The 24864-nt window shown below is 60.7% G+C and carries 22 protein-coding genes; 15 read left to right on the top strand and 7 right to left on the bottom strand.

All coding sequences use genetic code 11. The annotated features are described in order from the left end of the window. Positions 1 to 79 precede the first annotated feature (79 nt). The gene (gene dacB, locus V3W39_RS25130; protein ID WP_330213537.1) at positions 80 to 1540 is read left to right on the top strand and encodes a D-alanyl-D-alanine carboxypeptidase/D-alanyl-D-alanine endopeptidase; all 1461 of its coding nucleotides are present in this window, start codon (positions 80 to 82) and stop codon (positions 1538 to 1540) included. A 148-nt stretch (positions 1541 to 1688) separates the two neighbouring features. On the opposite strand, the gene V3W39_RS25125 is transcribed toward dacB, so the two are convergent. Beyond that, complete coding sequence (locus tag V3W39_RS25125; RefSeq protein WP_177040747.1) at positions 1689 to 2564, bottom strand: helix-turn-helix domain-containing protein; 876 nt, start codon at positions 2562 to 2564, stop codon at positions 1689 to 1691. Positions 2565 to 2702: 138 nt separating this feature from the next. Here V3W39_RS25125 and V3W39_RS25120 point away from each other — a divergent pair, with 138 nt between their 5' ends. Then, positions 2703 to 3614 (top strand): DMT family transporter, encoded by a 912-nt coding sequence (locus V3W39_RS25120; RefSeq protein WP_177121111.1) that lies wholly within the window; start codon positions 2703 to 2705, stop codon positions 3612 to 3614. Positions 3615 to 3747: 133 nt separating this feature from the next. Here the strand turns inward: V3W39_RS25120 and norR are convergent, their stop codons facing one another. After that, positions 3748 to 5295 carry a nitric oxide reductase transcriptional regulator NorR gene (gene norR, locus V3W39_RS25115; protein WP_330213536.1) on the bottom strand — a complete coding sequence of 516 codons (1548 nt, stop codon included), beginning with the start codon at positions 5293 to 5295 and terminating at the stop codon, positions 3748 to 3750. Positions 5296 to 5442: 147 nt separating this feature from the next. Between norR and hmpA the strand changes: the two genes are divergently transcribed. The 8 genes from hmpA to queC all read left to right on the top strand — a co-directional run bounded on the left by hmpA (position 5443) and on the right by queC (position 13901). After that, positions 5443 to 6624, top strand: a complete 1182-nt coding sequence (hmpA, locus tag V3W39_RS25110) for an NO-inducible flavohemoprotein (protein WP_330213535.1) — start codon at positions 5443 to 5445, stop codon at positions 6622 to 6624. Positions 6625 to 6883: 259 nt separating this feature from the next. Beyond that, positions 6884 to 7390: a disulfide bond formation protein B gene (locus V3W39_RS25105; protein ID WP_008435621.1), complete on the top strand. Its 507-nt coding sequence runs from the start codon at positions 6884 to 6886 to the stop codon at positions 7388 to 7390. 799 nt (positions 7391 to 8189) lie between these two features. Then, entirely contained in the window at positions 8190 to 9131 is a 942-nt protein-coding gene (gene cyoA / locus V3W39_RS25095; RefSeq protein WP_177040739.1) for a ubiquinol oxidase subunit II, read from the top strand. A 3-nt stretch (positions 9132 to 9134) separates the two neighbouring features. After that, positions 9135 to 11153: a cytochrome o ubiquinol oxidase subunit I gene (cyoB, locus tag V3W39_RS25090; RefSeq protein ID WP_177040737.1), complete on the top strand. Its 2019-nt coding sequence runs from the start codon at positions 9135 to 9137 to the stop codon at positions 11151 to 11153. A gap of 3 nt (positions 11154 to 11156) precedes the next feature. Continuing rightward, positions 11157 to 11783: a cytochrome o ubiquinol oxidase subunit III gene (locus V3W39_RS25085; protein ID WP_008435616.1), complete on the top strand. Its 627-nt coding sequence runs from the start codon at positions 11157 to 11159 to the stop codon at positions 11781 to 11783. Next, positions 11783 to 12118, top strand: coding sequence for a cytochrome o ubiquinol oxidase subunit IV (gene cyoD / locus V3W39_RS25080; protein ID WP_003216374.1), 336 nt, complete (start codon positions 11783 to 11785; stop codon positions 12116 to 12118). Before V3W39_RS25085 ends, cyoD begins: the two co-directional genes overlap by 1 nt. Positions 12119 to 12129: 11 nt before the next feature. Next, complete coding sequence (gene cyoE / locus V3W39_RS25075; RefSeq protein WP_003216376.1) at positions 12130 to 13017, top strand: heme o synthase; 888 nt, start codon at positions 12130 to 12132, stop codon at positions 13015 to 13017. A 191-nt stretch (positions 13018 to 13208) separates the two neighbouring features. Continuing rightward, positions 13209 to 13901 carry a 7-cyano-7-deazaguanine synthase QueC gene (gene queC / locus V3W39_RS25070; RefSeq protein WP_330213557.1) on the top strand — a complete coding sequence of 231 codons (693 nt, stop codon included), beginning with the start codon at positions 13209 to 13211 and terminating at the stop codon, positions 13899 to 13901. A gap of 40 nt (positions 13902 to 13941) precedes the next feature. Here the strand turns inward: queC and V3W39_RS25065 are convergent, their stop codons facing one another. Beyond that, positions 13942 to 14838 (bottom strand): queuosine precursor transporter, encoded by an 897-nt coding sequence (locus V3W39_RS25065; RefSeq protein WP_177040732.1) that lies wholly within the window; start codon positions 14836 to 14838, stop codon positions 13942 to 13944. Further along, positions 14825 to 15430, bottom strand: a complete 606-nt coding sequence (locus tag V3W39_RS25060) for a helix-turn-helix transcriptional regulator (RefSeq protein WP_177079938.1) — start codon at positions 15428 to 15430, stop codon at positions 14825 to 14827. The genes V3W39_RS25065 and V3W39_RS25060 overlap by 14 nt, the downstream gene beginning before the upstream one ends. Before the next feature lie 277 nt (positions 15431 to 15707). Here V3W39_RS25060 and glyA point away from each other — a divergent pair, with 277 nt between their 5' ends. From glyA to ptaA, 5 genes are all read left to right on the top strand, one after another. Beyond that, positions 15708 to 17063 carry a serine hydroxymethyltransferase gene (gene glyA, locus V3W39_RS25055; protein WP_330213534.1) on the top strand — a complete coding sequence of 452 codons (1356 nt, stop codon included), beginning with the start codon at positions 15708 to 15710 and terminating at the stop codon, positions 17061 to 17063. A gap of 241 nt (positions 17064 to 17304) precedes the next feature. Continuing rightward, positions 17305 to 17856 carry a sugar dehydrogenase complex small subunit gene (locus V3W39_RS25050; RefSeq protein WP_330213533.1) on the top strand — a complete coding sequence of 184 codons (552 nt, stop codon included), beginning with the start codon at positions 17305 to 17307 and terminating at the stop codon, positions 17854 to 17856. 14 nt (positions 17857 to 17870) lie between these two features. After that, entirely contained in the window at positions 17871 to 19460 is a 1590-nt protein-coding gene (locus V3W39_RS25045) for a GMC family oxidoreductase (protein ID WP_177040724.1), read from the top strand. A 3-nt stretch (positions 19461 to 19463) separates the two neighbouring features. Next, complete coding sequence (locus V3W39_RS25040; protein ID WP_330213532.1) at positions 19464 to 20906, top strand: c-type cytochrome; 1443 nt, start codon at positions 19464 to 19466, stop codon at positions 20904 to 20906. Between the two features lie 149 nt (positions 20907 to 21055). Then, positions 21056 to 22141 (top strand): pyoverdine biosynthesis transaminase PtaA, encoded by a 1086-nt coding sequence (gene ptaA, locus V3W39_RS25035; protein WP_330213531.1) that lies wholly within the window; start codon positions 21056 to 21058, stop codon positions 22139 to 22141. A 137-nt stretch (positions 22142 to 22278) separates the two neighbouring features. Here the strand turns inward: ptaA and V3W39_RS25030 are convergent, their stop codons facing one another. From V3W39_RS25030 to V3W39_RS25020, 3 genes are all read right to left on the bottom strand, one after another. Continuing rightward, entirely contained in the window at positions 22279 to 22983 is a 705-nt protein-coding gene (locus tag V3W39_RS25030) for a hypothetical protein (protein WP_177040719.1), read from the bottom strand. Positions 22984 to 23139: 156 nt separating this feature from the next. Next, positions 23140 to 23625: a GNAT family N-acetyltransferase gene (locus V3W39_RS25025; protein ID WP_177040715.1), complete on the bottom strand. Its 486-nt coding sequence runs from the start codon at positions 23623 to 23625 to the stop codon at positions 23140 to 23142. Between the two features lie 39 nt (positions 23626 to 23664). Then, a complete protein-coding gene (locus V3W39_RS25020) occupies positions 23665 to 24858 on the bottom strand; it encodes a pyridoxal phosphate-dependent aminotransferase (protein ID WP_330213530.1) in 1194 nt (397 codons plus the stop codon). Positions 24859 to 24864: the final 6 nt, after the last annotated feature.

Genomic DNA, 24864 nt, shown 5'->3' with positions numbered 1-24864 from the left:
TGTAGCGGGTTACCTCGCCATAAGGTTGTCGAGCTGCTAGCGTTGCCGCCTTTAATGACTTTGCGGGAACACGAGACCGATGCAGTTGGGACGATGGACACACGCCGGCGGGCTGCTGCTGGGCTTGAGCTTGTTGCTGGGCGGTTGCGCCACGGCGCCGAAAACTTCCACCAGCGCCAGCCTCGACCAACTGCTGGCCGACCCGGCGCTGCACGGTGCCAGCGTGTCGCTGATGGTGCGCGATGCCCGCAGCGGCAGCACGCTCTACCAGCACGACCCGCGCACGCGGCTGACCCCGGCCTCCAGCCTCAAGTTGCTGACCACCGCGGCGGCAATGGATGTGCTGGGGCCGCAGTATCGGTTTTCCACGCAACTGTTGAGTGACGGCCTGCGCCAGGGCGCGGTGCTTAACGGCAATCTTTACTTGCGCGGCCTGGGCGACCCGACGGTCCAGTGGGCGGATTACCAGGCGTTGGCCGCCAGCCTGGCGCAGCAGGGCATCAAGCAGGTACAAGGCGACCTGGTGTTCGATGACAGCTTTTTCGACGCCGAGCGCCTGGGCGTCGACTGGTCCCAGGACGACGAAAGCACCTATTACGGCGCGCAGATTTCGGCGCTGACGGTGTCGCCCAATACGGATTTTGATGCGGGTTCCCTGCTGGTCACGGCCAAGGCGCCGGCAGTGGCGGGGCGCCCGGTGACCGTGGATATCAGCCCGGCTACCGACTACGTGCAGATCAGCAACCGCGCCGTCAGCGGGGCGGGCAACAGCTATGGGATCAACCGCCAGCATGGCACCAACCTGTTGCGCCTCAGTGGCGCGCTGGCGCCGGGTCGGCAGAGTCCGCAACTGATCAGTGTGTGGGAGCCGACGCAACTGGTCGCCAATCTGTTTGAGCAGGCGTTGGCGCAGCAGGGGATTACCGTGCAAGGGCGCCGCGTGATTGGGGGTGTGGCTCCCGTGGCGGCAACGGTGTTGGCGGTGCATGAGTCGGCGCCGCTGCAGGAGTTGATCACGCCGCTGCTCAAGCTTTCCAACAACAACATGTCTGAAGCATTGCTCAAGACCATGGGCCGCAAGACCGCCAATGCCGGGACAGCTCAGGCGGGTGTGGCAGCGGTGGCGGGGTTCCTCACGCGCCAGGGGATTGATACAGCGACGTTGAACCAGGTGGACGGTTCGGGGTTGTCCCGGCGCAACCTGGTGTCGTCGCAGAACCTGACAGACTTGCTGCTGGCCGCCAGCAAACAGCCCTGGTTCAACGCCTGGTACAACGCCTTGCCGATTGCCGGTAATGCGCAGCGCATGGCGGGCGGCAGCCTGCGCTATCGCCTGCGGGGCACGGCGGCCGAGAACAACCTGCACGGCAAGACCGGCTCCATGAGTGGCGTGTCGTCGTTGACCGGTTATGTCACCGATGCCAGTGGGCGCAAGTTGGTGTTTGCGATGGTGAGCAATAACTACGTGGTTGAAGGTGCACGCATCAAGGCACTGGAAAACCGATTAGCCACGGCGCTGGCCAACAGCACGGACTATTGAGCACTGAAGATCAAATGAGCACTGAGGATCAAAATGTGGGAGCTGGCTTGCCTGCGATGGAATCACCTCGGTGTTACTGATGTACCGAGTCGCCTGCATCGCAGGCAAGCCAGCTCCCACATTCTCAAATCTCCATTCCCTGACGGGTTCAAGGCAGGAACGCCTGCCGGTACTCCCCAGGCGTCGCCCCCATCGCCTGGCGGAACCGGTTGGTAAAGTGGCTGGCACTGGAAAACCCGCACGCCAGGGCGATCTCGCCCAGAGGCAACGACCCGCCCCGCAACAGCTCCCGGGCGCGGGCCAGCCGCCGCGCCAGCAGGTACTGATGGGGCGGCAAGCCAAAACTCTCGCGAAACATCCGCGCAAAGTGGTACTCGGACAACGCACACAACCCCGCCAACTGCCCCAGGCTGACCGGCTCGGCCAGTTGCTGGTCGATGTACTCCACCAATTGCCGGCGCTGGTGGGCGGCGAGTCCGCCTTTCAAGCGCAAACCCTCACGCATCCCCACCTGGCTGAGCAAGGTATGGCTGAGCATTTCATGGGCCAGGCTGCTGGTCAGCAAGCGTTCGCCGGGCTCTTTCCAGTTCAGGCGGATCAACTGGTGAAAGCGCCGGGCCTGCTGGGCATCGTCGAGAAACGTGCTCTCACGCAACAACAGCTCCCGCGGCTCGCGGTCCAGCAAGGTCACGCAGCCCAGGGCGAATTGCTCCGGGCTGAAATACACGTGGGCCAGGCGGATCTCGCCGTTGATCACCCAGGCCGACTGATGCTCGGCCGGCAGGATGCACAGCTTGTCCGGGCCGCCCTTGGTGCCGGGCTGGTCGCGGCGAAAGGTGCCGGTGCCGCCGCCGATGTAGCAGGACAGGGTGTGGTGATCGGGGGCCTGGTAATCCTGGGCGTCGTGGTGGTTGCTCCACAAGGCTGCAGACAAGCCGTCACCGAGCTCGGCGCACAGCTCGAGGCGAGCGTTGGGCGAGCGGTTGAGGGATTGAAAGACTTGCAGGGTTTCCAGTGGCGGCATATTCGTACTCTCTGACGGTTTGCATCCTACTCCCAGCGGCGACGGCTGTGATCCCGGCAGCCGACAAAAGCGCAAGAATGTGCAAGAGACTTGGCGCCACCCGGGGCGAAACTGTGGCTCAACCCCAAGGAGCCCGTCATGAATCTATTCCTGTATTTACTCACCGTGCTGATCTGGGGCACCACCTGGATCGCCCTCAAATGGCAGCTGGGGGTGGTGGCGATTCCAGTGTCCATCGTCTATCGCTTCGGCCTGGCGGCGCTGGTGCTGTTCGTGATGTTGCTGCTCAGCCGCAAGCTGCAGGTGATGAACCGCCGCGGGCATTTGATCTGCCTGGCCCAGGGCCTGTGCCTGTTCTGCGTCAACTTCATGTGCTTCCTGACGGCCAGCCAGTGGATTCCCAGCGGCCTGGTGGCGGTGGTGTTCTCCACGGCCACCTTGTGGAACGCGCTCAACGCCCGGGTGTTCTTCGGCCAGAAGGTTGCGCGCAATGTGTTGATGGGCGGTGGCCTTGGCTTGCTCGGCCTGGGCCTGTTGTTCTGGCCGGAACTGGTGGGGCACACCGCCAGCCCGCAAACCTTGCTCGGCCTGGGTTTGGCGTTGCTTGGCACGATGTGTTTTTCGGCGGGCAACATGCTGTCGAGCCTGCAACAGAAGGCCGGTCTCAAGCCGCTGACCACCAACGCCTGGGGCATGGCCTATGGCGCGTCGATGCTGGCGATGTACTGCGCGGTGCAGGGCATTCCGTTTGATATGGAGTGGAACAGCCGCTACATCGGTTCGTTGCTGTACCTGGTTATTCCGGGTTCGGTGATTGGGTTTACCGCCTACCTGACCCTGGTCGGGCGCATGGGGCCGGAACGGGCGGCGTATTGCACCGTACTGTTCCCGGTGGTGGCGCTGAACGTCTCGGCCTTTGCCGAGGGCTATCAGTGGACCGCACCGGCGTTGGCCGGGCTGGTGCTGGTGATGCTGGGGAATGTGTTGGTGTTTCGTAAGCCCAAGGCTAGCGCGCCGATCAGTCCGCTCTACAAAGCGAAGCAGGTCTGACTGTGGGGTGGGCTTGTGTGGGAGCCGGGCTTGCCCGCGATAGCATCACCTCGGTGCGGCTGAAGGACCGAGGTGCCTGCATCGCAGGCAAGCCAGCTGCCACAGTGGATCGCCTTTGCCTGGGAATCACCGTTCACTCCTTCAGGCCGAGGCGCTTGGCCATCCGCCCCAGGTTGGCCCGGTCCAGGCCCAGCTCGCGGGCGGCGCTGGCCCAGTTGTGCTGGTGGCGTTCAAGGCAGGCACTGATGACCTGGCGCTGGTAGTTCTCGGTGGCCAGGCGCAGGTCGCCGGTGACGTCCGGCACGTCGGCGGGCTGGTCTGCGATCGGCGGCGCGTTGACGTTCGGCAAGTCCAGGTCTGCCGCGTCCAGGCTGAGAATCTTCGGCCGTTCCCCGCAGTTGCCCAACGCTTTCAATGCACTGCGGCCGATCAAGTGTTCCAGCTCGCGCACATTCCCCGGCCAGGTGTACGCCAGCAGCGCCGCCTGGGCATCGCTGGTCAGGCGCAAACTGCCCAGGCCCATGCGTGAGCGGTTCTGCTCAAGGAAAAACCCCGCCAGCAACAGCACATCGCGGCCGCGCTCCCGCAGGGCGGGCACTTGCAGCGGATACACGCTCAAACGGTGGTAGAAGTCCGCACGATAGCGACCGTTGCGTACTTCTTCGGCCAAATCCCGGTTGGTGGCGGCGATCAGGCGTACATCCACCTGATGTTCCTTATCGGACCCCAGGCGCTGCAACTGGCCGCTTTGCAGCACCCGCAGCAGCTTGGCCTGCACGGTAAGGGACAACTCGCCCACTTCATCCAGGAACAGCGTGCCGCCATTCGCCAGTTCGAACTTGCCCCGGCGTTCATTCAACGCGCCGGTAAACGCCCCGCGCACATGGCCGAACAGCTCACTTTCCACCAGGGTTTCCGGCAGGGCGGCGCAGTTGAGGCTGATCAGCGGTTTCTCCGCACGGTTTGATGCAGCATGGATCGCCTGGGCCACCAGCTCCTTGCCAACGCCGGTCTCGCCGGTGATCAACACCGTCAGGTCGCTGCCGCCCACCAGGTTGATTTCTTCCACCAGGCGTTTGTGGGTCTTGCTCTGGCCGATCATTTCCTTGTGCTGCTGGCCGCTGGCCTGACGGTAGATTTCGGCCCGCTGGTGTTCGTCTTCGGCGCGCAGGGCCAGGCGTTCGATGCGCTCGGCGACATTCACCGTCGCAGCCGCGAGGCTGGCGAAGGCTTGCAGGGCGTCCAGTTCCACCCGCTCGAAACGCTCGGTGTCGAGGGCATCGAGGGTCAGCAGGCCCCAGGGCTGGTCGTCGACAAACAGCGGGCAGCCCATGCAATCGTGGACTTCCAGGTGGCCGTGCAGGCCGTCCACCAGACCGTCGTAGGGGTCGGGCAGGTCGCTGTCGCTGTCAAAACGGGTCGGGCCGGGACTGCTGAGCAGCACGCCAAAGCGCGGGTGCTCGCTGACCTTGAAGCGCCGGCCGAGGGTGTCGGTGCTCAAGCCATCCACTGCCAGCGGTACCAGCCATTCGCCGTCGAGGCGCAGCAGGGCGGCGGCATCGCAGGGCAGCAGGGCGCGCATGGCCTGGAGCAGGCGTCGATAGCGCTCGCCTTCGGGCAACTCGCGGGACAGGTCGGCGACCAGTGGCAGCAGGGTGGTGAGCAGCGGCTTTGCAGTCATAATGACTCCTTGTAGTCATAGTGACTATAAAGTGGAGGGAGTCATATTGACTATATTATTCTCAAGATACTGATTTATATGGATTTATTAGTTGGCATGAATACTGAGTAGTAAAGGGTATTCAGTAAGAAGACCCAGGAGTCTCCCATGCTTAGTGCCCAAGACCGTGCCATCGTCAAATCCACCGTGCCCCTGCTGGAAAGCGGCGGCGAAGCCCTGATCACCCATTTCTACCGCATGATGCTGTCCGAGTACCCCGAAGTTCGCCCACTGTTCAACCAGGCCCACCAGGCCAGTGGCGACCAGCCCCGGGCCCTGGCCAATGGCGTGCTGATGTACGCCCGCCATATCGACCAGTTGGACCAGTTGGGCGATCTGGTGGCCAAGATCATCAACAAACACGTGGCCCTGCAAATCCTGCCGGAGCATTACCCGATCGTGGGTACCTGCCTGCTGCGGGCGATTTCCGAAGTGCTGGGCAGCGAAATCGCCACCCCTGAAGTGATGAACGCCTGGGGCGCCGCCTATGGCCAACTGGCTGACATCCTGATCGGTGCCGAGGCGGCTATCTATAAAGAGAAGGCAGAGGCACCGGGTGGCTGGCGCGGTGCGCGCGCGTTCACCCTGGTCAAGCGGGTGGAGGAGAGCGCGGAAATCATCTCGTTTTACTTTGCGCCTGTGGATAACGGCCCGATCCTGGCCGCCGAGCCTGGCCAGTACATCGGCATGAAACTGGTGCTGGAGGGCGAGGAAGTGCGCCGCAACTATTCCCTGTCGGCGCGTGGCGATTCGGGCCAGTACCGCATCAGCGTCAAGCGCGAAACCGGTGGCCGGGTGTCCAACTACCTGCATGACCAGTTCCCGGTAGGCGCGACCATCGACCTGTTCCCGCCATCGGGTGAGTTCACCCTGGCGGCCAGCGACAAGCCATTGGTGTTGATCAGCGGCGGCGTGGGCATCACGCCAACCCTGCCGATGCTTGAAGCCGCCCTGGCCACTGAGCGGCCGATTCACTTTATCCACTGCGCGCGCAACGGCGGGGTGCATGCGTTCCGCGACTGGGTGGACGGCCTGGCCGCGCAGCATCCGCAACTCAAGCGCTTCTATTGCTACGCCGAAGATGATGGCGTGAGCCCCGCGGCGGACAAGGTTGGCATGCTGAGCCAGGAGCAACTGGCGGCGTGGTTGCCGCAGGAGCGCGATGTGGATGCGTACTTCCTGGGGCCTAAAGGCTTTATGGCGGCGATCAAGCGCCATCTGAAGGCCCTGGGTGTGCCGGAGAAGCAGAGCCGGTATGAGTTCTTTGGGCCGGCGTCGGCGCTGGAATAGGATTTAATCGATACACCGGGTCGGCTCCATCGCGGGCAAGCCCGGCTCCCACATGGGACAGTGTTTGCTTGGGCAACTCAGTCAAATGTGGGAGCCGGGCTTGCCCGCGATGGCGTCAGTACAGTCACAACATTTCCCCGATTAATCCGCTGTTAACCCTCCCTGTTTAAACCTCCTCACGCCAACTGCTCAACTTTCACCGTCCGCGTGTAAACTTGCGGCCATTGGCACAACCACAATTGGCTAAAGGGAAACGGGGATGATCGACGAATTGCGTTTGGGCAGGGAGCGACGCTTTCTGGTACTGCTGGGCATCATTTGCCTGGCGCTGATCGGCGGGGCGCTGTACATGCAGGTGGTGTTGGGCGAGGCGCCATGCCCGCTGTGCATCCTGCAACGTTATGCCTTGCTGCTGATCGCGATCTTCGCCTTCATCGGTGCCGCCATGCGCACCACCCGCAGTGTCACGGTATTTGAAGCGCTGGTGACCCTCAGTGCCCTGGGTGGCGTCGCCGCTGCCGGCTATCACGTGTACATCCAGTTCTTTCCGAAGGTCAGCTGCGGCATCGATGTGCTGCAACCGATTGTCGATGGCCTGCCGCTGGCTTCGGTGTTTCCGCTGGGGTTCCAGGTCGACGGCTTCTGCGAGACGCCGTACCCGCCCGTGCTTGGCCTGTCCCTGGCCCAGTGGGCGCTGGTGGCCTTTGTGCTCACGGTGATCCTGGTGCCACTGGGCATCTACCGTAATCGCCAGGGCAAAGCCTAAGCTGTAGCCCGTCAACGCCCCGGCCTTCCTATAAAGAAGGCCGGGGCGTTTTTGTTTGTAGGCATTTTGTGAAGGGACCGTGACGCGGGGCAAGTTTGGGTGCGCGCAGCATGCGACATGTTGTCACACGGACACTGTCGCGGGACGTTTCTGACGCCCGTAAACGCGGCGTAAATTTGCAAGAAGCGGCGTTTTATGGCTGTCAGTTCGTGGTCTGGGCGACGCCGCGAGTGGCGCGAGGTCGGCGACATTGGCTGACGTACGAATGCCTTGTTTTCAGGGCACTTGGATCCGTTTTTGATGCCCTTACAGCCCGTAGGGGATGTGGCAGATTGCCCAATAACACGGCATTTTTTGTGGTTTTTGTCGAGAATCAAACGCGATACGATCGCGGACCTTTGCAATAATGGTGAAGGATTATTGCTGGAAACGATAAAAATTATTTCTGGATAAGACATGGTTTATACATCGCTAGCTAACTACAATCGCCCGCACTGAATGTCCGGTGCTGCTCACCCCTGAGCAAACTAGGGCGGTCGAGAAGCGGATGTAACGTTTCATGCGACCCCAGGTGCCGGCAGCCTTTCAACTATCCGCACCAAATGGAATTGGTCTGTAACAAGGCCTTTGACCAACGAATTCGAATAAGAACTCACCGCTAGCCCGGGACGTGTCGATTCGCGCAAGGTGCGACGGGCAGGCCCTTATTCAATCGAAGAGAAATGCCAACCCTTGGCAGGGTGAAGTGTTGGCGATCAAAACCCAACTGCATTGCGCAAGCTGCTTTAGAGGTCGTGAGATGAGTAAAAACAGGTACCCCCGATTACTAGGCTTTTTGCCGCTGCTCGGCATGCTGTTAATGCTGGGAGGCTGCAAGTGGACCTTGCTCGACCCTAAAGGTCAGGTCGGTCTGGATCAACGAAACCTGATTATCACCGCCACTCTGCTGATGCTGTTGGTTGTAGTGCCCGTGATCATCATGACGTTCGCCTTCGCCTGGAAATACCGCGCGTCGAACACCAGCGCCACCTACGCGCCGAAGTGGTCGCACTCCACCAAGATTGAAATCGCGGTGTGGCTGGTTCCGATCCTCATCATCATCGCCCTGGGTTACATCACCTATAAGTCGACCCACGAGCTGGACCCGTACCGTCCGCTGGACTCCGACGTCAAGCCGATCAACATCGAAGTGGTCGCGCTGGACTGGAAGTGGCTGTTCATCTACCCGGACCTGGGTATCGCCACTGTGAACCAGATCCGGTTCCCGGAGAACACCCCGCTGAACTTCCGGATCACCTCCGATGCCGTGATGAACTCGTTCTTCATCCCTGCGCTGGGCGGCCAGATCTACGCGATGGCAGGCATGCAGACCCGTCTGCACCTGATCGCGAACGAGAAAGCTGAAATGGAAGGCATCTCCGCCAACTACAGCGGTGCTGGCTTCACCGGCATGAAATTCAAAGCGATCTCGACAAGCCAGGAAGATTTCAACGCCTGGGTAGCCGAAGTCAAGGCCGCACCTAAACAGCTTGATCAAGCTGAATACGACGCTCTTGCCAAACCGAGCCAAAACAACCCTGTCGCCCTGTACTCCACGTACGAGCCGGACCTGTTTCAGAAAATCGTCGACAAGTACGAAGGTATGAAACCAGGCAAGCCGATCGAGCACGAGAAGAAAGAAGTGGCCGCGGTTGAAGGTTCTGACACGGGCGCGCATTCAACTGCTGGGGCAGAGGAGTAAACGATGTTTGGTAAATTAAGTTGGGATGCGGTCCCGTTCCACGAGCCGATCGTGATGGTGACCATCGCCATGATCGCGCTGGGTGGTCTGGCACTGTTTGCAGGTATCACTTACTTCAAGAAGTGGACCTACCTGTGGACCGAGTGGCTGACTTCGGTCGACCACAAGAAAATCGGCGTCATGTACGTCATCGTTGCCATGGTCATGCTGCTGCGTGGTTTTGCCGACGCCATCATGATGCGTACCCAGTTGGCCATGGCCACCGAGGGTTCGCCTGGCTACCTGCCTCCTGAACACTATGACCAGATCTTCACCGCCCACGGTGTGATCATGATCATCTTCATGGCGATGCCTTTCTTCACCGGCCTGATGAACCTTGCCTTGCCGCTGCAGATCGGTGCGCGTGACGTTGCGTTCCCGTTCCTGAACTCCTTGAGCTTCTGGCTGCTGGTATCCGGCGTGGTACTGATCAACCTGTCCCTGGGCGTCGGCGAATTCGCCAAGACCGGTTGGGTTGCGTATCCGCCGCTGTCGGGCCTGGCCTACAGTCCGGGCGTGGGTGTGGATTACTACATCTGGGCGCTACAGTTATCAGGACTCGGGACGACATTGACGGGGGTCAACTTCCTGGCCACCGTCTTGAAAATGCGCGCCCCTGGCATGAAGCTGATGGACATGCCGATCTTCACCTGGACCTGCACCTGGGCCAACGTACTGATCGTTGCATCGTTCCCGATCCTGGCTGCAACCATGGCGTTGCTGTCGCTTGACCGTTACCTGGATTTCCACATTTTCACCAACGAACTTGGTGGCAATCCAATGATGTACGTGAACCTGTTCTGGGCATGGGGTCACCCTGAGGTGTACATCCTGATCCTGCCAGCGTTCGGTATCTTCTCTGAAGTGATCTCGACCTTCTCGGGCAAGCGCCTGTTCGGTCACCACTCGATGATCTACGCCTCGGGCGCGATCTCGGTACTGGGCTTCATGGTTTGGCTGCACCACTTCTTCACCATGGGTTCGGGGGCCAGCGTCAACGCGTTCTTCGGACTGGCGACGATGCTGATTTCCATCCCGACGGGGGTGAAGCTATTTAACTGGCTATTCACCATCTATCACGGTCGTCTGCGTATCACCAGCCAGGTTCTGTGGACCCTGGGCTTCATGGTGACCTTCGCGATCGGCGGCATGACTGGCGTACTGCTGGCCATCCCGGGTGCTGACTTCGTACTGCACAACAGCCTGTTCGTAATTGCTCACTTCCATAACGTGATCATCGGCGGCGCAGTATTCGGCTACATCGCAGGCTTCAGCTTCTACTTCCCGAAAGCGTTCGGCTTCAAGCTGCACGAAGGCTGGGGCAAGGCTGCATTCTGGTTCTGGATCTCGGGCTTCTTCGTCGCGTTCATGCCGCTCTACGCGTTGGGCTTCATGGGCATGACCCGTCGTCTGAACGCCACGACCAACCCTGAGTGGGTGCCGTACCTGTACGTCGCCATGGTCGGTGCAGTGATGATTGCCGTGGGCATCGCCTGCCAGCTGATCCAGCTGTATGTCAGCGTGCGTGATCGCAAGCAGAACATGTGCGAATCCGGCGACCCATGGAATGCACACACCCTGGAATGGTCGACCTCGTCGCCACCGCCGTTCTACAACTTTGCCGTACTGCCTAAGGCTGACAGCATCGATCCGTTCACCGAAGCCAAGGAAGACGGTACGGCGTACCAGAAGCCTGCGCGTTACGAACCGATCCACATGCCTAACAACACCGCTACCGGCGTTGTGATGGGTGCGCTGTTGACCGTATTCGGTTTCGCAATGATCTGGCACATCTGGTGGCTGGCCATCGTGAGCCTGGTGGGCACCATCGGCTACTTCATCGTTCACGCTGCCCGTGATGACCAAGGCTACATGGTGCCGGTCGACGTGATCGAACGCATCGAAGCCGAGCAACACGCTCGCCTGGTTGCCGAGAAGAAGATCCCGGCCAACCGTGTTGAAACCTCGTTGGAACAGGCTTAAACCATGTCGAACTTAGTGACCAATGCTGGACACGCCCATGTCGATGACCATGGGCACGATGACCATCACCACGACTCGGGGCCAATGACCGTATTCGGTTTCTGGCTCTACCTGATGACCGACTGCATCTTGTTTGCGTCGATCTTCGCGGTGTACGCGGTACTGGTAAACAACGTAGCGGGTGGCCCGTCGGGCCACGACATCTTCGAACTGCCTTACGTGCTCGGCGAAACCGCCTTGCTGTTGTTCAGCTCGATCACCTACGGCTTCGCCATGCTGGCCTTCTACAAGGGCAGCAAGAAAGGCGTCCTGAGCTGGTTGGCACTGACCTTCCTGTTCGGCCTGGGCTTCATCGGCATGGAGGTCAACGAGTTCCACCTGCTGATCTCCGAAGGTTACGGCCCGCACCGTAGCGGCTTCCTGTCGGCGTTCTTCACGCTGGTAGGCACCCACGGTCTGCACGTGACTGCCGGTCTGATCTGGATGGCGACCATGATGTATCAGGTCAACAAACATGGCCTGACCAACACCAACAAGACTCGCCTGAGCTGCCTGAGCCTGTTCTGGCACTTCCTGGACGTGGTCTGGATCTGCGTCTTCACCGTTGTCTACCTGATGGGGACTCTGTAATGGCTAATGCACATTCCCATGACAGCCACGATGACAGCCACGGCAGCGTCAAGTCGTACGCCATCGGCTTCATCCTGTCGGTCATCCTGACGCTGATCCCGTTCGGCCTGGTGATGTACCCAACCTTGCCGAAGTCGATCACCTTGATGATCGTCCTGGCGTTCGCGGTGATTCAGGTGCTGGTTCACCTGGTGTACTTCCTGCACCTGGACCGCTCCAAGGCTCAGCGCGATAACGTGATTGCGTTCGTGTTCGCAGGCTTGGTGATCCTCCTGCTGGTTGGCCTGTCGGTATGGATCATGTTCAGCATCCATACGTTCATGATGGCGAAGTGAGGTAAGACCCGATGTCGCTTAAGCACTTTATCCAAATCACCAAACCGGGGATCATTTTCGGTAACGTGCTTTCTGTGGCAGGCGGTTTCTTCCTGGCCTCCAAGGGGCATGTCGATCTGGCCATTTTCCTGGCTGCGATGATCGGCACGTCCCTGGTGGTAGCTTCCGGTTGTGTATTCAACAACTGCATCGACCGCGATATCGACATCAAGATGGAACGCACCAAGAATCGTGTGCTGGTGCAGGGCCTCATCTCCCTGAAACTGGCGCTGATCTTCGCGACCATCCTGGGTATCGCCGGCGTCGTGTTGTTGTACAAGGTGGCCAACCCGCTGGCGGCGCTGTTTGCCGTGATCGGCTTTGTCATCTACGTCGGCTTCTACAGCCTGTACCTCAAGCGCAAGTCGGTTCACGGCACGCTGGTGGGCAGTCTGTCGGGGGCGATGCCGCCGGTGATTGGTTATGTGGCTGTGACCAATAGCTTCGACATGGCCGCGCTGGTGCTGCTGGTGATGTTCAGCCTGTGGCAGATGCCGCACTCCTATGCCATCGCGATCTTCCGCTTCAATGACTACCTGGCTGCCTCGATTCCGGTCCTGCCGGTCAAGCGTGGCATCAAGGTCGCCAAGAAACACATCCTGCTCTACATCCTGGCCTTCCTCGTGGCGACCTTGATGTTGACCTTCAGTGGCTACGCCGGCATGAGCTACCTCGCCGTCGCCGCCGCCATGGGCATGTACTGGTTGTACATGGCCTGGACCGGCTACAAGGCGGTGGATGACACCGTCTGGGCACGCAAGCTGTTCGTCTTCTCGATCTTCACCATCACCGCCTTGAGCGTGATGATGTCCCTGGATTTCCAGGTGCCGAAAGAGTTGCTGCTGACGTACGCCCACTGAGTGGATGAAGTAAAAAAAGCCCCGCCTTCGTGAGAAGCGCGGGGCTTTTTTGTAGGAGCGAGCTTGCTCGCGAAAAACCAGAGGGCGCCGCGTTAAACCAGATACGCTGCGTTATCATTGACGTTTTTCGCGAGCAAGAACTAGGCGTCCCCCTTGCTCCTACACATGTGATAAATGCAGGAAGCAGAATGATGAGTAAAAAAGCCGTTATCGTCTTCAGTGGTGGGCAGGACTCGACAACCTGCCTGATCCAGGCACTGCCGCTGTATGACGAGGTGCACTGCATTACCTTCGATTATGGCCAGCGGCATGTGGCGGAAATTGAAGTTGCACAGAAGCTCGCCAAGCAACTGGGCGCCACCGTTCACAAGGTGATGGATGTGTCGCTGTTGAACGAGCTGGCCATCAGCAGCCTGACCCGCGACAACATCCCGGTGCCCACGGTGAACAGCTCGGGCGAGAGTTTGCCAAGCACCTTCGTACCAGGCCGGAACATTCTGTTTTTGACCCTGGCGGCGATCTACGCCTATCAGGTCAAGGCAGAAACCGTGATCACCGGCGTGTGTGAAACCGACTTCTCGGGCTACCCGGATTGCCGGGACGAGTTCGTCAAGGCGCTGAATAAAGCGCTGCAATTGGGCATGGAATACGATGTGCGCCTGCAGACGCCGCTGATGTGGCTGAACAAGGCCGAGACCTGGGCCCTGGCGGACTATCACCACCAGCTGGACCTGATCCGCAACCAGACCCTGACCTGCTACAACGGCATTATCGGCACCGGTTGTGGCAACTGCGACGCGTGCAACCTTCGTGCGCGGGGCCTGAACGACTACCTGGAAAACAAGGCTGCCGTCATGCAGAGCCTGAAAGGCAAGCTGGGTTGATGCGCAGCGTTCCCGTGCTGAGCACGGGAACGTTCATCGATCAGTTGGCTTGCTGCGCAGCCTGGTTATCGCCTGTGATGTAGCGCTTGAACAACGAGCGGGCACCGTAGGCCGGCAGGATGTTGAAGAAGGCAAAGCAGACTTTGATCGCGATCTGCACGTAGATCATGTTCAGGATGTCGCTGGTCTGCATCGCACCGTAGAACGCGATGAAGCAGAACAGGAAACTGTCGATAATCACCGCGAAAAACGTACTCAGGAAAATCCGCAGGAACAGGTACCTGGAGTTGGTCAGCTCCTTGATCTTGCACAGCAGGTACGAGTTTATGTTCTCCGACACCAGGAACGAGACCGAGGAGGCGATCAGCACCGACGACACCTGGATGATCACGTCGTTGTAAGGCCCGTCGAGCTTCCAGCCGGGCAAGCCGGGGAGGAAGGTCGAGCCGTAGAGCAGGATGATGATCATCGCGTTGCTGGCAAACGCAAACAGGATCGCCCTTCGCGCCAGCCGGAGGCCGAACTGCTCGTTGAGCAAGTCCACGATCAGGAATGTCAGCGGGTACAGAAACGTGCCGGGGGTGACAATAATGCCCAGCGACTCCAGGTAAATCGGTTTGGTCGCGGCGATGCTGGTAAAGATATAGAACGTGAAGAGCAGCAGGTTCAGGATGATATAAATCATCCATGAGTTCTCATTGCGGTCGTTGAGCTCGTACGCGGTGAGCGCCCCGCCCTGTGAATAGAACTTCTTGTACATGTTCTTGACTTCCATTTTGTTTAAATTGTCCATGATTTCGCTGTTCAGCACTTCGCTCAGCTTTACTCGAATGATCTTGCCCGTGGCGATCACCATGATCACCGCCAGGCTCTTGTCATTCTCGAACCCCAGCAGTTTGTATTTGCTGTTCTCGACTTCGTGCTCATACGTGGTCATTGAAGCGCTCCTCGATGATATCTCCCACCACACAGATACGATCCGAGCTCACACACGCTTCATCCGTGATGAATAGTTGTTTGCTGGCGCAGTCGTACACCAACTTTTCCTTGTCGTCGCTCGACGAGCCTTTCTGCACGATCAACAAATCCCCGGGCTCGTTGACGCCGGCAATTTCATGTTCCAGTAGAACAGCGATCAAGTTGTAGGAGGTGCCGAAGTAGTAGGTCAGCGGGTACAGCGTGGCGAGTTCGCCAATGCGCTTGTCCATGTTCGCCATGACCTGGCTTTGCTTGATGATCGGCACGGCAGCGGGGTTCATGTTTCCCTGGGGGGAAATACTGCTGTCGATGATCTCTTTTTCTTCAAAGTCGAGGGTCTCGATTTCTTCATAGGAGACGCCAAAGAAATCCGAGATCTTGCGGATGGTGGACTGCTGTACGTTGACGACCTTGCCTTCCAGGATGTTGTAGATCGTGGTTCTGGTCAGGCCGGCCGCGTTGCACAGCGACAGCTGCGTCTCTCCGCGGCTTTTGATCAGGTATTTGATATTGCTCTTCAAATACTCGGTGCGTTCTTTTCTATGGATCAAATGCCCACCACTTCCCTATGTTTTACCCCGAGCGTCCATTTTGGCCGGGGTTGCGTGCTTCGCCGCGGCGCGAAGTGTTGCACGCGCCCGCTACAAGAATAAAGACCGTGATCAGTTTTTTGGCGATTGGCCAGCATTCAGCCCCGGCACATGGGCCTTGTCCCCCTGTACCCGGCCAAAAAGAATCATTTAATTTGGAAAATGTTCATTTTTCTGCTTAATTGCCCTGCGCCCAACGGAAAGGCGTTCGTGATTTTCAGGGAAGGAACACAGGACAATGGCAGTCGACACGCAACCACTTACCCACCACGCCGGCCTGTTGCAACGAGGGTTGGCGGATTTGCGGGCAGAAGACGCGGAGCTGGCAGGGCTGCTGGATGCGGAGGTCACGCGCCAACACCAGACCCTGTCACTGTCTGCTTCGTCCTGCGCGGTGAAGCCGCATATCCTGGCGGCGTCCGCCTCGGTGCTGGTCAACGTGACCGCCGAGGGTGCCCTTGGCTGGCGTCATCACGCCGGCTGCGAGAATGCCGACCGGGTCGAATCCCTGGCTGTTCGCCGCGCCTGTCAGCTGTTCGGTGCGCAGTACGCCGGTGTGCAATCACACTCGGCATCAACCGCCCATTACCAGGTGCTGGCTGCCTTGCTGGAGCCGGGAGACACCGTGCTCGGCATGGCCACGGATCACGGCGGGCACTTGAGCCATGGCAGCCCGGTGGCGTTCACCGGCGCGTACTACAAGGCACTCAGATACGGCACCACGTCCAAGGGCGTGATCGACTACGAAGAGGTACGCACCCTGGCCCTGGCCCATCGCCCGCGGGTGATCATCTGCGGTGCGACGGCCTATTCACACCTCATTGATTTCGAACGGTTGCGCGCCATTGCCGACGAAGCCGGGTCGATCCTGCTGGCGGACATCTCGACCATCGCCGGCCTGGTCGCCACCGGGCGCCATCCAAGCCCGATCGACTTGGCCCACGTCACCACGCTGTGCACCCACCGCCAGCTGGGTGGCCCTCGTGGCGGCCTGATTCTTTCGGGTCGGGATGCCGAAACCAAGGTGCCCGGCCTGAAGACCACCTTCAGTCGCCTGCTCGACCAGGCGGTGTTCCCGCGGATGCAGGGCGCGCCGGCTTTCAACATGATTGCGGCGAAAGCGGCGGCGTTCGGCTACGCCATGTCGGCGGAATTCGACGCCTGGATGGCACGGGTTCGCACCACCGCTGATGAACTCGCCAGTGCATTTCAGGCGGGAGACTACGAGGTGGTGGGCGGGCACAGTGAAAACCACTCGGTGCTGATTCGCTTGCGCGGGGGCATCACCGGCGCCATCGCCCAGGCGGCGCTGGAGCAGTGCGGCATCCTCGTGGACAAACATCGCGCGCCGGGGGAGACGCGCCCGTCGTTCGTCGCCAACGGCTTGTGCATCGGCAGCGTTTCCCTGGCGCAACGCCACATCGATGCCGAGGGATGCCGCGAGGTGGTCGACCTGGTGTGTCGGGTACTCGACGCGGTCACGCCCTTGGGCGAGCACAAGTACGCCCTCGACGCTGCCGTACAGAAATCCCTGTATTTACAGGCCCAAACCTTGTGCGCGAAATATCCCCTGGCGAGTTACCTGCATAACTGAGCAAACATCCAAACGGATGTTTCATGTTATTACGGGATCAATTGCTGTACGGTGTTTAAGCGGCTGTTATAGACGGTCGCGCTATTGCTCATATCCATAATTAACAAGCTGCACGACAGCTTGGCGTTCTCCTGGCAGCTATAAAAAGGGCTCTTAAAGTCCGTTCAACCTCCGTGAACGAAGTACTCAGCCTTTTGCAGTGAAGTCGAACTTGGCCGATGCGCCGATAGTTGTTCGACTCATGAGGAGATATCCCGTGATAACCCGAAGAAAACTCCTATATTCAGGCGCAGCCTTGACCGGTGCCGGCCTGTTCGCCCCGCTGTGGGCCGGTGTTGCGCTGGCGCAGGACGTCAGCAGCGCCGCCACTGACGACATTGAATCGTTCCGCCAATTGTCGATGTTCCTCCTCGAACGCACGAGTGTGGATGCCGCCTTGTCCTTGCGCATCCTGGCCCAGTGCACCCAGAACGACCCTGCGTTCCCCCAGAAGATCAAAGCCTTGTGGAGCAAGGTTGGCCAGCATCACCTGCGCAGCGTCAGCCAGTTGTCCGGCAGCCCGTTCTACCGCGACCCGGTGGTCAAGGATACGACGCAGAAAATCGTCTCGGCCTGGTACCTGGGCTACACCGGCACGCCGGTGTCCCTGCGCGCCACCGACGGCACGCGGCTGGTGACCTTCACCGGCGCCCTGGCCTACGCGCCGACCGCGGACGCCACGGTGATCCCGACGTACTCCCGGGGAAAAACCAATTACTGGGTTAATCCTCCGGCCACGCTGGCCAACGACTAAGACAAGGCACTTTTATGAATCAGGATTTTGACGCCGATGTCATTGTGGTTGGCTCCGGCGCATTAGGCAGTAACGCAGCATTTGAATTGGCCAAACACGGCAAGTCGGTGATTATTCTGGAAGCGGGTGAACATATTCCTCGCTGGAAGATAGTCGAGAACTTCCGTAATTCGTCGAACAAGGGCAATTACAACTCGCCGTATCCGAATGAGCCGTGGGCCCATCATTCTTATGATGAGCAATACATCGAGAACACCGGTTCTTTTGAATTTCGTCCCGGCATGTTGAAACTGGTGGGCGGTACCACCTGGCACTGGGCGGCGGCGTGCTGGCGTTACTTGCCCAACGATATGAAGCTCAAGACCCTGTACGGCGTAGGTCGCGACTGGCCGCTGGAATACAGCGAGCTGGAACCCTATTACGTGCGCGCGGAAATTGCCCTCGGTGTCTGCGGCAGCGACACCCAGGACCAGAGCGGGCAGGGCGGCGGCGCTTTCCCGCCGCGCTCCAGCCCCTATCCGATGGCGCCGGAAGGCGATACCTACCTGTTCCAGCGCCTGCGCGAACGCATGGCCCCGGCCGGGTATCACTTTATCCATGAGCCCAACGGCCGCGCCACCGAACCCTACGACGGGCGCCCGGCATGCAGCGGCAACAACAACTGCATGCCGGTGTGCCCCATCGGCGCGATGTACAGCGGCGATGTGCACGCCCGCCACGCCGAACAGGCCGGCGCCAAGCTGATCACCGACGCCACGGCCTACAAGCTGGAAAAAGGCGCGGACGGCAAGATCGTCGCGATCCATTACCGCAGCTCTACCGGCGCCGATGTGCGGCTCACCGCCAAGTACTTCATCGTCGCCGCCCATGGCCTGGAAACCCCCAAGTTGCTGCTGATTTCCGAGGTGGCCAACTCCTCCGACCAGGTCGGTCGCAACCTGATGGACCACACTGGCCAGGGCCTGCAATTTATCGCCGACGAACCCTTGTGGCCGGGGCGCGGGGCGGTGCAGCAGGGCGGGATTTTCAACCGCCGTGACGGTGAGTTCCGCAAGGAACGGGCTTCGGTCAAACACTCGATCTCCAACAACGTGCCCAACATCGCCGTGGCCAAGCGGCTGATCGCCCAGGGCGTGTACGGCAAGGAGCTGGACGAGCGCATCCGCCACGACGCGGCGCGTTGGGTCGACGTGTCCACCGTGTATGAAACCCTGCCGCTGGCGACCAACACCGTGCGCCCGAGCCGCACCCGCAAGGACGCCCTGGGCATCCCGATGCTGGTGGTCAACTACGAGGTGGGCGACTACGTGAAGGCGGCCAAGGCCGGCGTCACCGAAGACTATGCGCATTTCGTGCAACTGATGGGCGGCACGGTGGTGGAAGACAACACCGGCTACCAGAACCGCGACCACCTGATGGGCACTGTGATCATGGGCGCCAACCCCAAGGACTCGGTGGTCAACCACGAGTGCCGCACCCACGACCACGCCAACCTGTTCCTCGCCACCACCGGGGTGATCCCGGCCTCCGGCACCATCAACCCGACCCTGGCCGGCGTGGCGCTGAGTATCCGTATGGCCGACATCATTGCGCGGGAGGTCTAGGTCATGGGGTTGCTTAAATTTCCGTTGCTGGCCTTGCTGCTCACCGCGTTGCCGGTGTTTGCCGCTGAAGACACCGCCGCGCTGATCCAGAAAGGCGCCTATGTGGCCCGTGCCGGCGACTGCGAAGCCTGTCACCGTACGGCTGAAAACGGCGGCGCGCCGCTGGCCGGTGGGTATGTGATCGACTCGCCCATGGGCAAGATCATCTCCAGCAACATCACCCCGTCCAAGGCCTACGGCATTGGCGACTACACCGAGCAGCAACTGGCCGACGCCTTGCGTAAAGGCATCAATGCCAAGGGCCAGCACCTGTACCCGGCGATGCCTTACACCTCATACCAGGGCATGAGCGATGACGACATCCACGCCTTGTACGTGTACCTGCAACAGGGCGTCAAAGCCGTGGACCAGCCAGTGCCGGAAACCCACCTGGCGTTCCCGTTCAACATCCGCCAACTGATGTTCGGCTGGAACCTGGTGTTCCTCGACAGCCAGGGTTTTGAGCCCAAGCCCGGCGCCACCGAACAGACCCGCCGTGGCCAGTACCTGGTGGACAACCTCGCCCACTGCGGCGCCTGCCACACCCCGCGTAACGCCCTGATGGCCGAGGACAACAGCCAGTACCTGGCCGGTGCGAAACTGGGAGGCTGGGTTGCGCCCAACATCACCTCCGACAAGGTCAGCGGCCTGGGGGACTGGAGCGACGACGACCTGGTCAACTTCCTGAAAAACGGCCACCTCGCCGACAAGGCCCAGGCCGCAGGCGGCATGGCCGAAGCGGTGGAAAACAGCTTCCGCTACCTCAGCGACAGCGACCTACATGCCATGGCTGCCTACCTGCACACCGTGCCGCCGATCCGCGATCCTGGCCAGACTGAGCGGGTGGTGCGTAAAGTCACGCCGGTGGACATGAGCACCCTGGAAACCGGCCAGGGCGACCAGGCCTCACTGGCCGATGCCACCGGCATGGATGGCGCACGCCTCTACAACTCGGCGTGCTCCAGCTGCCATGGCCGCGATGGCCAGGGCAGTGCAGACAAGTTCTACCCGTCCCTGAGCCTCAACACCGCGCTCAACGGCAACCAGGCCAACAACCTGGTGATGGCGATCATCGCGGGCATCGACCGCAAAGGGGCCGACGGCGCCGTAAGCATGCCGGCCCTGGGCGGCGACCTGGACGACGCGCAAATCGCCGCCATTGCCAACTACAGCCTGCACACCTTCGGCAACCCGGCGCTGAGCGTCAGTTCCGCAGAAGTGACCAGCCTGCGTCGGGGTGGGGATGCGCCGTTGTTGATCACCGCCATGCCGTACCTGCTGTGGGGCGGTGGTTTGGTGGTGTTGGTGCTGATCATCGTGCTGGTGCTGTGGCGGCGGCATCACAAACACCTGCGGGAAGTGGAGGCCAAGCGGATTGCGCTGAACCGGCGCTTTCATTCCAAGTAGGTAGAAACACAAAAGCCCCGCCTTCGATATGAAGCGCGGGGCTTTTTGTTGGCCGGGTAAATTACCGGATGTTTTCCTCGTCATACCCCATTGTAGGAACGGGGGCGAATCCCGCACCTGAAGCTGCGAGCCGACAAGGAGAGGTCTTCATGGTCAACGTGAGTCGTCGTTCCCTGATCGCACTGGGCGCGGCCTTGCCGTTGCTGGGGCGCCTGGACTGGGCAGAGGCAAGCCCTGCCGCTGCGTCGTCCGAGGTACTGCTCAACTACAACGAAAGCCCCTACGGCCCATCGCCGGCCGCGCGGCAGGCCATGCAGCGCGGCATTGCCGTTTCGGGGCGCTATCCGTACCCGGACATGTACGCGCTGGCCGAACAATTTGCCCAGCAGCAGGGGATTTCCGACGAACAGGTGGCGGTGTTCGCCGGCTCCATGGCCGCGTTGCGTTACGCGGTGCTGGCGTTTACCAGCGAAACTCGCAGCCTGGTGATGGCCACGCCTTCCTACGAAGTGCCGCGCCAGGCCGCCGAGTCACGCAAGGCCAGGGTGCATGAAGTGGACCTTGCCGCCGACCATGCCCACGACCTTCCGGCAATGCTCGCCGTTGACCGCCAGCCCGGCCTGATCTACCTCTGCAACCCGAACAATCCCACCGGCACCCTCACGCCTGCCAAGGCCATTGAGCAGGCCCTGGCGAACAAACCCAAAGGCAGCATTTTGCTGGTGGACGAGGCCTACATCGACTTCAGTGACGCGCCCAGTTGCGTGGCCTGGGTCAAGGACCATGACGACTTGCTGGTGTTGCGTACGTTCTCGAAAATCTACGGCCTGGCCGGTGCGCGCCTGGGGCTGGCCATCGGTCATCCGGCGTTGCTGGAACAGTTGGCGGTGTTTGGCGGGGATAACGTGCCGGCCGCCGCCAGCTTGCTCGCTGCCCGTGCGAGCCTCGCGGATGCGCAACTGCTACCTGCGCGCAAGGCGCTGAATACACGGTTGCGGGATGAGACGGTGGCCTGGCTGAAAAACCGGGGATTCACCTGCACGGTGTCTCACAGCAACTGCTTCATGATTGACGTGCGCCGTCCGGCGGAGCAGGTCATCGAGCGGCTGGGCGAACAGGGCGTGAAGATTGGGCGCGTGTGGAAAAACTGGCCGCAGTGGGTGCGGGTCACCGTGGGCAACGCTGAGGAGATGCAGCGGTTTCGCGAGGTGTTTGCGGCTCAGGTCGTAGGCTGAATTTGCGGTGGCGCAGGGTCAATGTGGGAGCTGGGCTTGCCCGCGATGCAGGCACCTCGCAGTGTCAGGTGCAACGAGGTGATGCTATCGCAGGCAAGCCAGCTCCCACACAAGCCCGCTCCCACATTTAGATCGAGTTACTGCTGGGCGATGCTGTAGCCCTCAAACGCGGTCTGCTGCTGCAGCGCGGTGATGATGCTTTTACGCGTCAGTGGCTGCTCGGCGCCCGAGTTATCCACAAAGGTTTCAACTTCCAGTTCCGCCTCGTCACCTTCACCCACAAAGCTGAAACCGAGGAACTCAAACGCCTCGCGGTCGACATTCGGCTTGGAGCGCGGCGAACGCATCGGCAGGGTGACGCTGATGCCGTCCTTGCTGATGGCGAACACTTCCGCTTCCTTCTTCGGGCGGGAAGCCTTGCCTTTGCCGGCGCTCGGGTTGCTGATGGCCTGGTGGGTCTGGTTCAGCACCTTGAGGGCCAGGCCGTAGACCAGCTCCTGGAACTGCGGGTCGTCCTTGAAGCTGGACAGGATGCGGCTGATGGAGAACTTGGTGTTGAGGTCTTCGAGGGCTGCGTTGTCGGCGGCTTCGGCGTCCTTGAGCTGCTTGAGCTCGCCCATCAGGTCGTAGGCCTTGTCGTCGTCGAAAGCGTCATGGGCCTGGCGGATGGCCACGCGCAGTTCGCGGATCTGGTCGCTTTCCTTGGAGGTGTGGAACGCGTCCAGCACCATCTCGCTGATGGTCTTGGCCGCCGGCACGTGCTGTGAAAGATTGATGGCGTTTTCGTATTCAGCTTTGGATTGCAAGGCGACTACGGATTCTTCGGTACGGGAATCAGACATTGAAATTTCACTACTTCAGTAAACGGGGAGACGGGAAAAGCGTCGCGCATTTTCAGCGGGGAGGGGGATCAGGTCAAGGCAGCACAATGCCCTCATCGCGGCTGAATGACGCCAACGCCCGTCGCAGCTTGATCGCCGGCCGGCTTGTCCATCGATTTAACCGAGGCGCTTGCCCATTTCGAAGGCGCGCTTTTCATAGCCCAACTCTTCATACAGCCGCTGGGCCGGTTCGTTGAAGGCCCAGACGGTCAGGCGCAGATCCCCGGCGCCCTGGCGGATCGCCCAGCGTTCGGCGAGCGTCATCAGTTCGCGGCCAATGCCCTGGCCACGTTGTGCCTCCAGCACGCAGATCGAGCCGATCCGGGCGACGCGCAGCGGTTGCAGCAACGGGCTGGCCGTCTCGATGATCTGCGCGGTGATAAACCCGACCCCCGCACCCTGGCGCTCGGCCAGAAACACCGCCTGGACCCGGCTGGTGAGGCAGGGCCGCCAATGGGACTGGTCGCGCTCCACCTGGTCGGTGGCGTCACGGTAGATATCGGGCCGTTCCTGGTGGTGCAGGCGGTTCAGCGGCTGGCCGAGCACGCACAGGGTGTGCAGGTCGTCCAGGTGGGCCTGGCGATAGGTCAATCCTTGAGACATGGCAGTCCTTCGAACGGGGCAAAGGGCGTGTTATGCCTGTTATCGGCGAACACGTAAAGTGGCCCCAAGCCCTTCAACGAACCCGGCAATGCGTCGGCAAGCTTCCTTGAGCGTGTCATCGGCGACGGTAAACGACACCCGTACAAACCCTTCGGCGCTGGGGCCAAAGGCCTGGGCGTCCAGCACCGATACGCCGGTCTGGCGATACAGTTGCCAGGCGAAGTCCCGGCCCGTAAGCCCGGTACGGCGTACGTCCACGAGCATGAACATACCGGCCTGGGGGACTCGGCAGTCCAGCGCACTGATTGCACGCAACTCGTTCACCACCAGGTCACGCCGGCGCCGATACACCGTGCGGGCATTGCCGACCACGGCTTCATCCAGTTCCAGTGCCTTGATGGCCGCCGCCTGGATAAACCCCGGCAAGCCATAAAGCATGCACAGCAGCAGGTTCTCCAGATGGCTGATCAACGTCGGCGGGCCGACCACCCAGCCTACCCGCCAGCCGGTCATGGCGTGGCTTTTCGACAGGCTGTTGAGCACCACCGTACGTTCGGCCATGCCGGGCAATGAGCTGATGCTCAGGTGTTGCTCGTCATAGACGAGCTGGCCGTACACCTCATCGCAAATCACCCACAGGTCATAGGCGCGTGCCACTTCGGCAACGGCTTCCAGCTCTTCGCGGCTGTAGACATTCCCGGTGGGGTTGCACGGTGTGGCGAGGGCGATGCCCCGGGTCTTTTCGGTAATGGCGGCTTGCAGCGCGGTGCGGGTCAGGCGAAAGCCGTTGGCAGCCGGTTGCTCGACGGTTGTGAGGCGTGCCCCCGAGGCATGGACACAGGCTTCGTAGGTCAGGTACATCGGCGCTGGCACCAGCACTTCATCGCCGTGGCTGAACAGGCACAGGCAGGCCGCAAACAGGCCATTCTGCGCGCCGGCTACCAGGGCAATATTGTCGGCGTGCACCGCAACCCCTTGCAGCAGGCTCTGCCTGGCGGCGATAGCCTCCCGCAGTTTCGGGCGACCGAGCACATGGGTGTAGTGGGTGTCGCCAGCGCGCAGGGCATCGACAGCGGTTTCGCATATCGCGTTGTCTGTGGCGAAGTCCGGGTCGCCGACACTGAGCACAATCACGTCTTCGCCGCGATGCTGGGCTTCGGCGGCGGTGTAGTGAATATCCCAGGCACTGACGGACTCGCCGCCAATGCGCGCGACAAAGGGTGAATAACGCATCCTTGC

This window comes from Pseudomonas sp. Z18(2022), from assembly GCF_036346535.1.
GTDB classification, from domain to species: Bacteria; Pseudomonadota; Gammaproteobacteria; order Pseudomonadales; family Pseudomonadaceae; genus Aquipseudomonas; species Aquipseudomonas yamanorum_A.
The sequence above is the reverse complement of the archived record's forward strand: the minus strand, read 5'-3'. Positions and strand labels throughout refer to the sequence as shown.

Coding starts and splice junctions, on each gene's coding strand:
- dacB (WP_330213537.1), top strand. CDS start 80: ATGCAGTTGGGACGATGGACACACGCCGGCGGGCTGCTGCTGGGCTTG.
- V3W39_RS25125 (WP_177040747.1), bottom strand. CDS start 2,564: ATGCCGCCACTGGAAACCCTGCAAGTCTTTCAATCCCTCAACCGCTCG.
- V3W39_RS25120 (WP_177121111.1), top strand. CDS start 2,703: ATGAATCTATTCCTGTATTTACTCACCGTGCTGATCTGGGGCACCACC.
- norR (WP_330213536.1), bottom strand. CDS start 5,295: ATGACTGCAAAGCCGCTGCTCACCACCCTGCTGCCACTGGTCGCCGAC.
- hmpA (WP_330213535.1), top strand. CDS start 5,443: ATGCTTAGTGCCCAAGACCGTGCCATCGTCAAATCCACCGTGCCCCTG.
- V3W39_RS25105 (WP_008435621.1), top strand. CDS start 6,884: ATGATCGACGAATTGCGTTTGGGCAGGGAGCGACGCTTTCTGGTACTG.
- cyoA (WP_177040739.1), top strand. CDS start 8,190: ATGAGTAAAAACAGGTACCCCCGATTACTAGGCTTTTTGCCGCTGCTC.
- cyoB (WP_177040737.1), top strand. CDS start 9,135: ATGTTTGGTAAATTAAGTTGGGATGCGGTCCCGTTCCACGAGCCGATC.
- V3W39_RS25085 (WP_008435616.1), top strand. CDS start 11,157: ATGTCGAACTTAGTGACCAATGCTGGACACGCCCATGTCGATGACCAT.
- cyoD (WP_003216374.1), top strand. CDS start 11,783: ATGGCTAATGCACATTCCCATGACAGCCACGATGACAGCCACGGCAGC.
- cyoE (WP_003216376.1), top strand. CDS start 12,130: ATGTCGCTTAAGCACTTTATCCAAATCACCAAACCGGGGATCATTTTC.
- queC (WP_330213557.1), top strand. CDS start 13,209: ATGAGTAAAAAAGCCGTTATCGTCTTCAGTGGTGGGCAGGACTCGACA.
- V3W39_RS25065 (WP_177040732.1), bottom strand. CDS start 14,838: ATGACCACGTATGAGCACGAAGTCGAGAACAGCAAATACAAACTGCTG.
- glyA (WP_330213534.1), top strand. CDS start 15,708: ATGGCAGTCGACACGCAACCACTTACCCACCACGCCGGCCTGTTGCAA.
- V3W39_RS25050 (WP_330213533.1), top strand. CDS start 17,305: ATGAGGAGATATCCCGTGATAACCCGAAGAAAACTCCTATATTCAGGC.
- V3W39_RS25045 (WP_177040724.1), top strand. CDS start 17,871: ATGAATCAGGATTTTGACGCCGATGTCATTGTGGTTGGCTCCGGCGCA.
- V3W39_RS25040 (WP_330213532.1), top strand. CDS start 19,464: ATGGGGTTGCTTAAATTTCCGTTGCTGGCCTTGCTGCTCACCGCGTTG.
- ptaA (WP_330213531.1), top strand. CDS start 21,056: ATGGTCAACGTGAGTCGTCGTTCCCTGATCGCACTGGGCGCGGCCTTG.
- V3W39_RS25030 (WP_177040719.1), bottom strand. CDS start 22,983: ATGTCTGATTCCCGTACCGAAGAATCCGTAGTCGCCTTGCAATCCAAA.
- V3W39_RS25025 (WP_177040715.1), bottom strand. CDS start 23,625: ATGTCTCAAGGATTGACCTATCGCCAGGCCCACCTGGACGACCTGCAC.
- V3W39_RS25020 (WP_330213530.1), bottom strand. CDS start 24,858: ATGCGTTATTCACCCTTTGTCGCGCGCATTGGCGGCGAGTCCGTCAGT.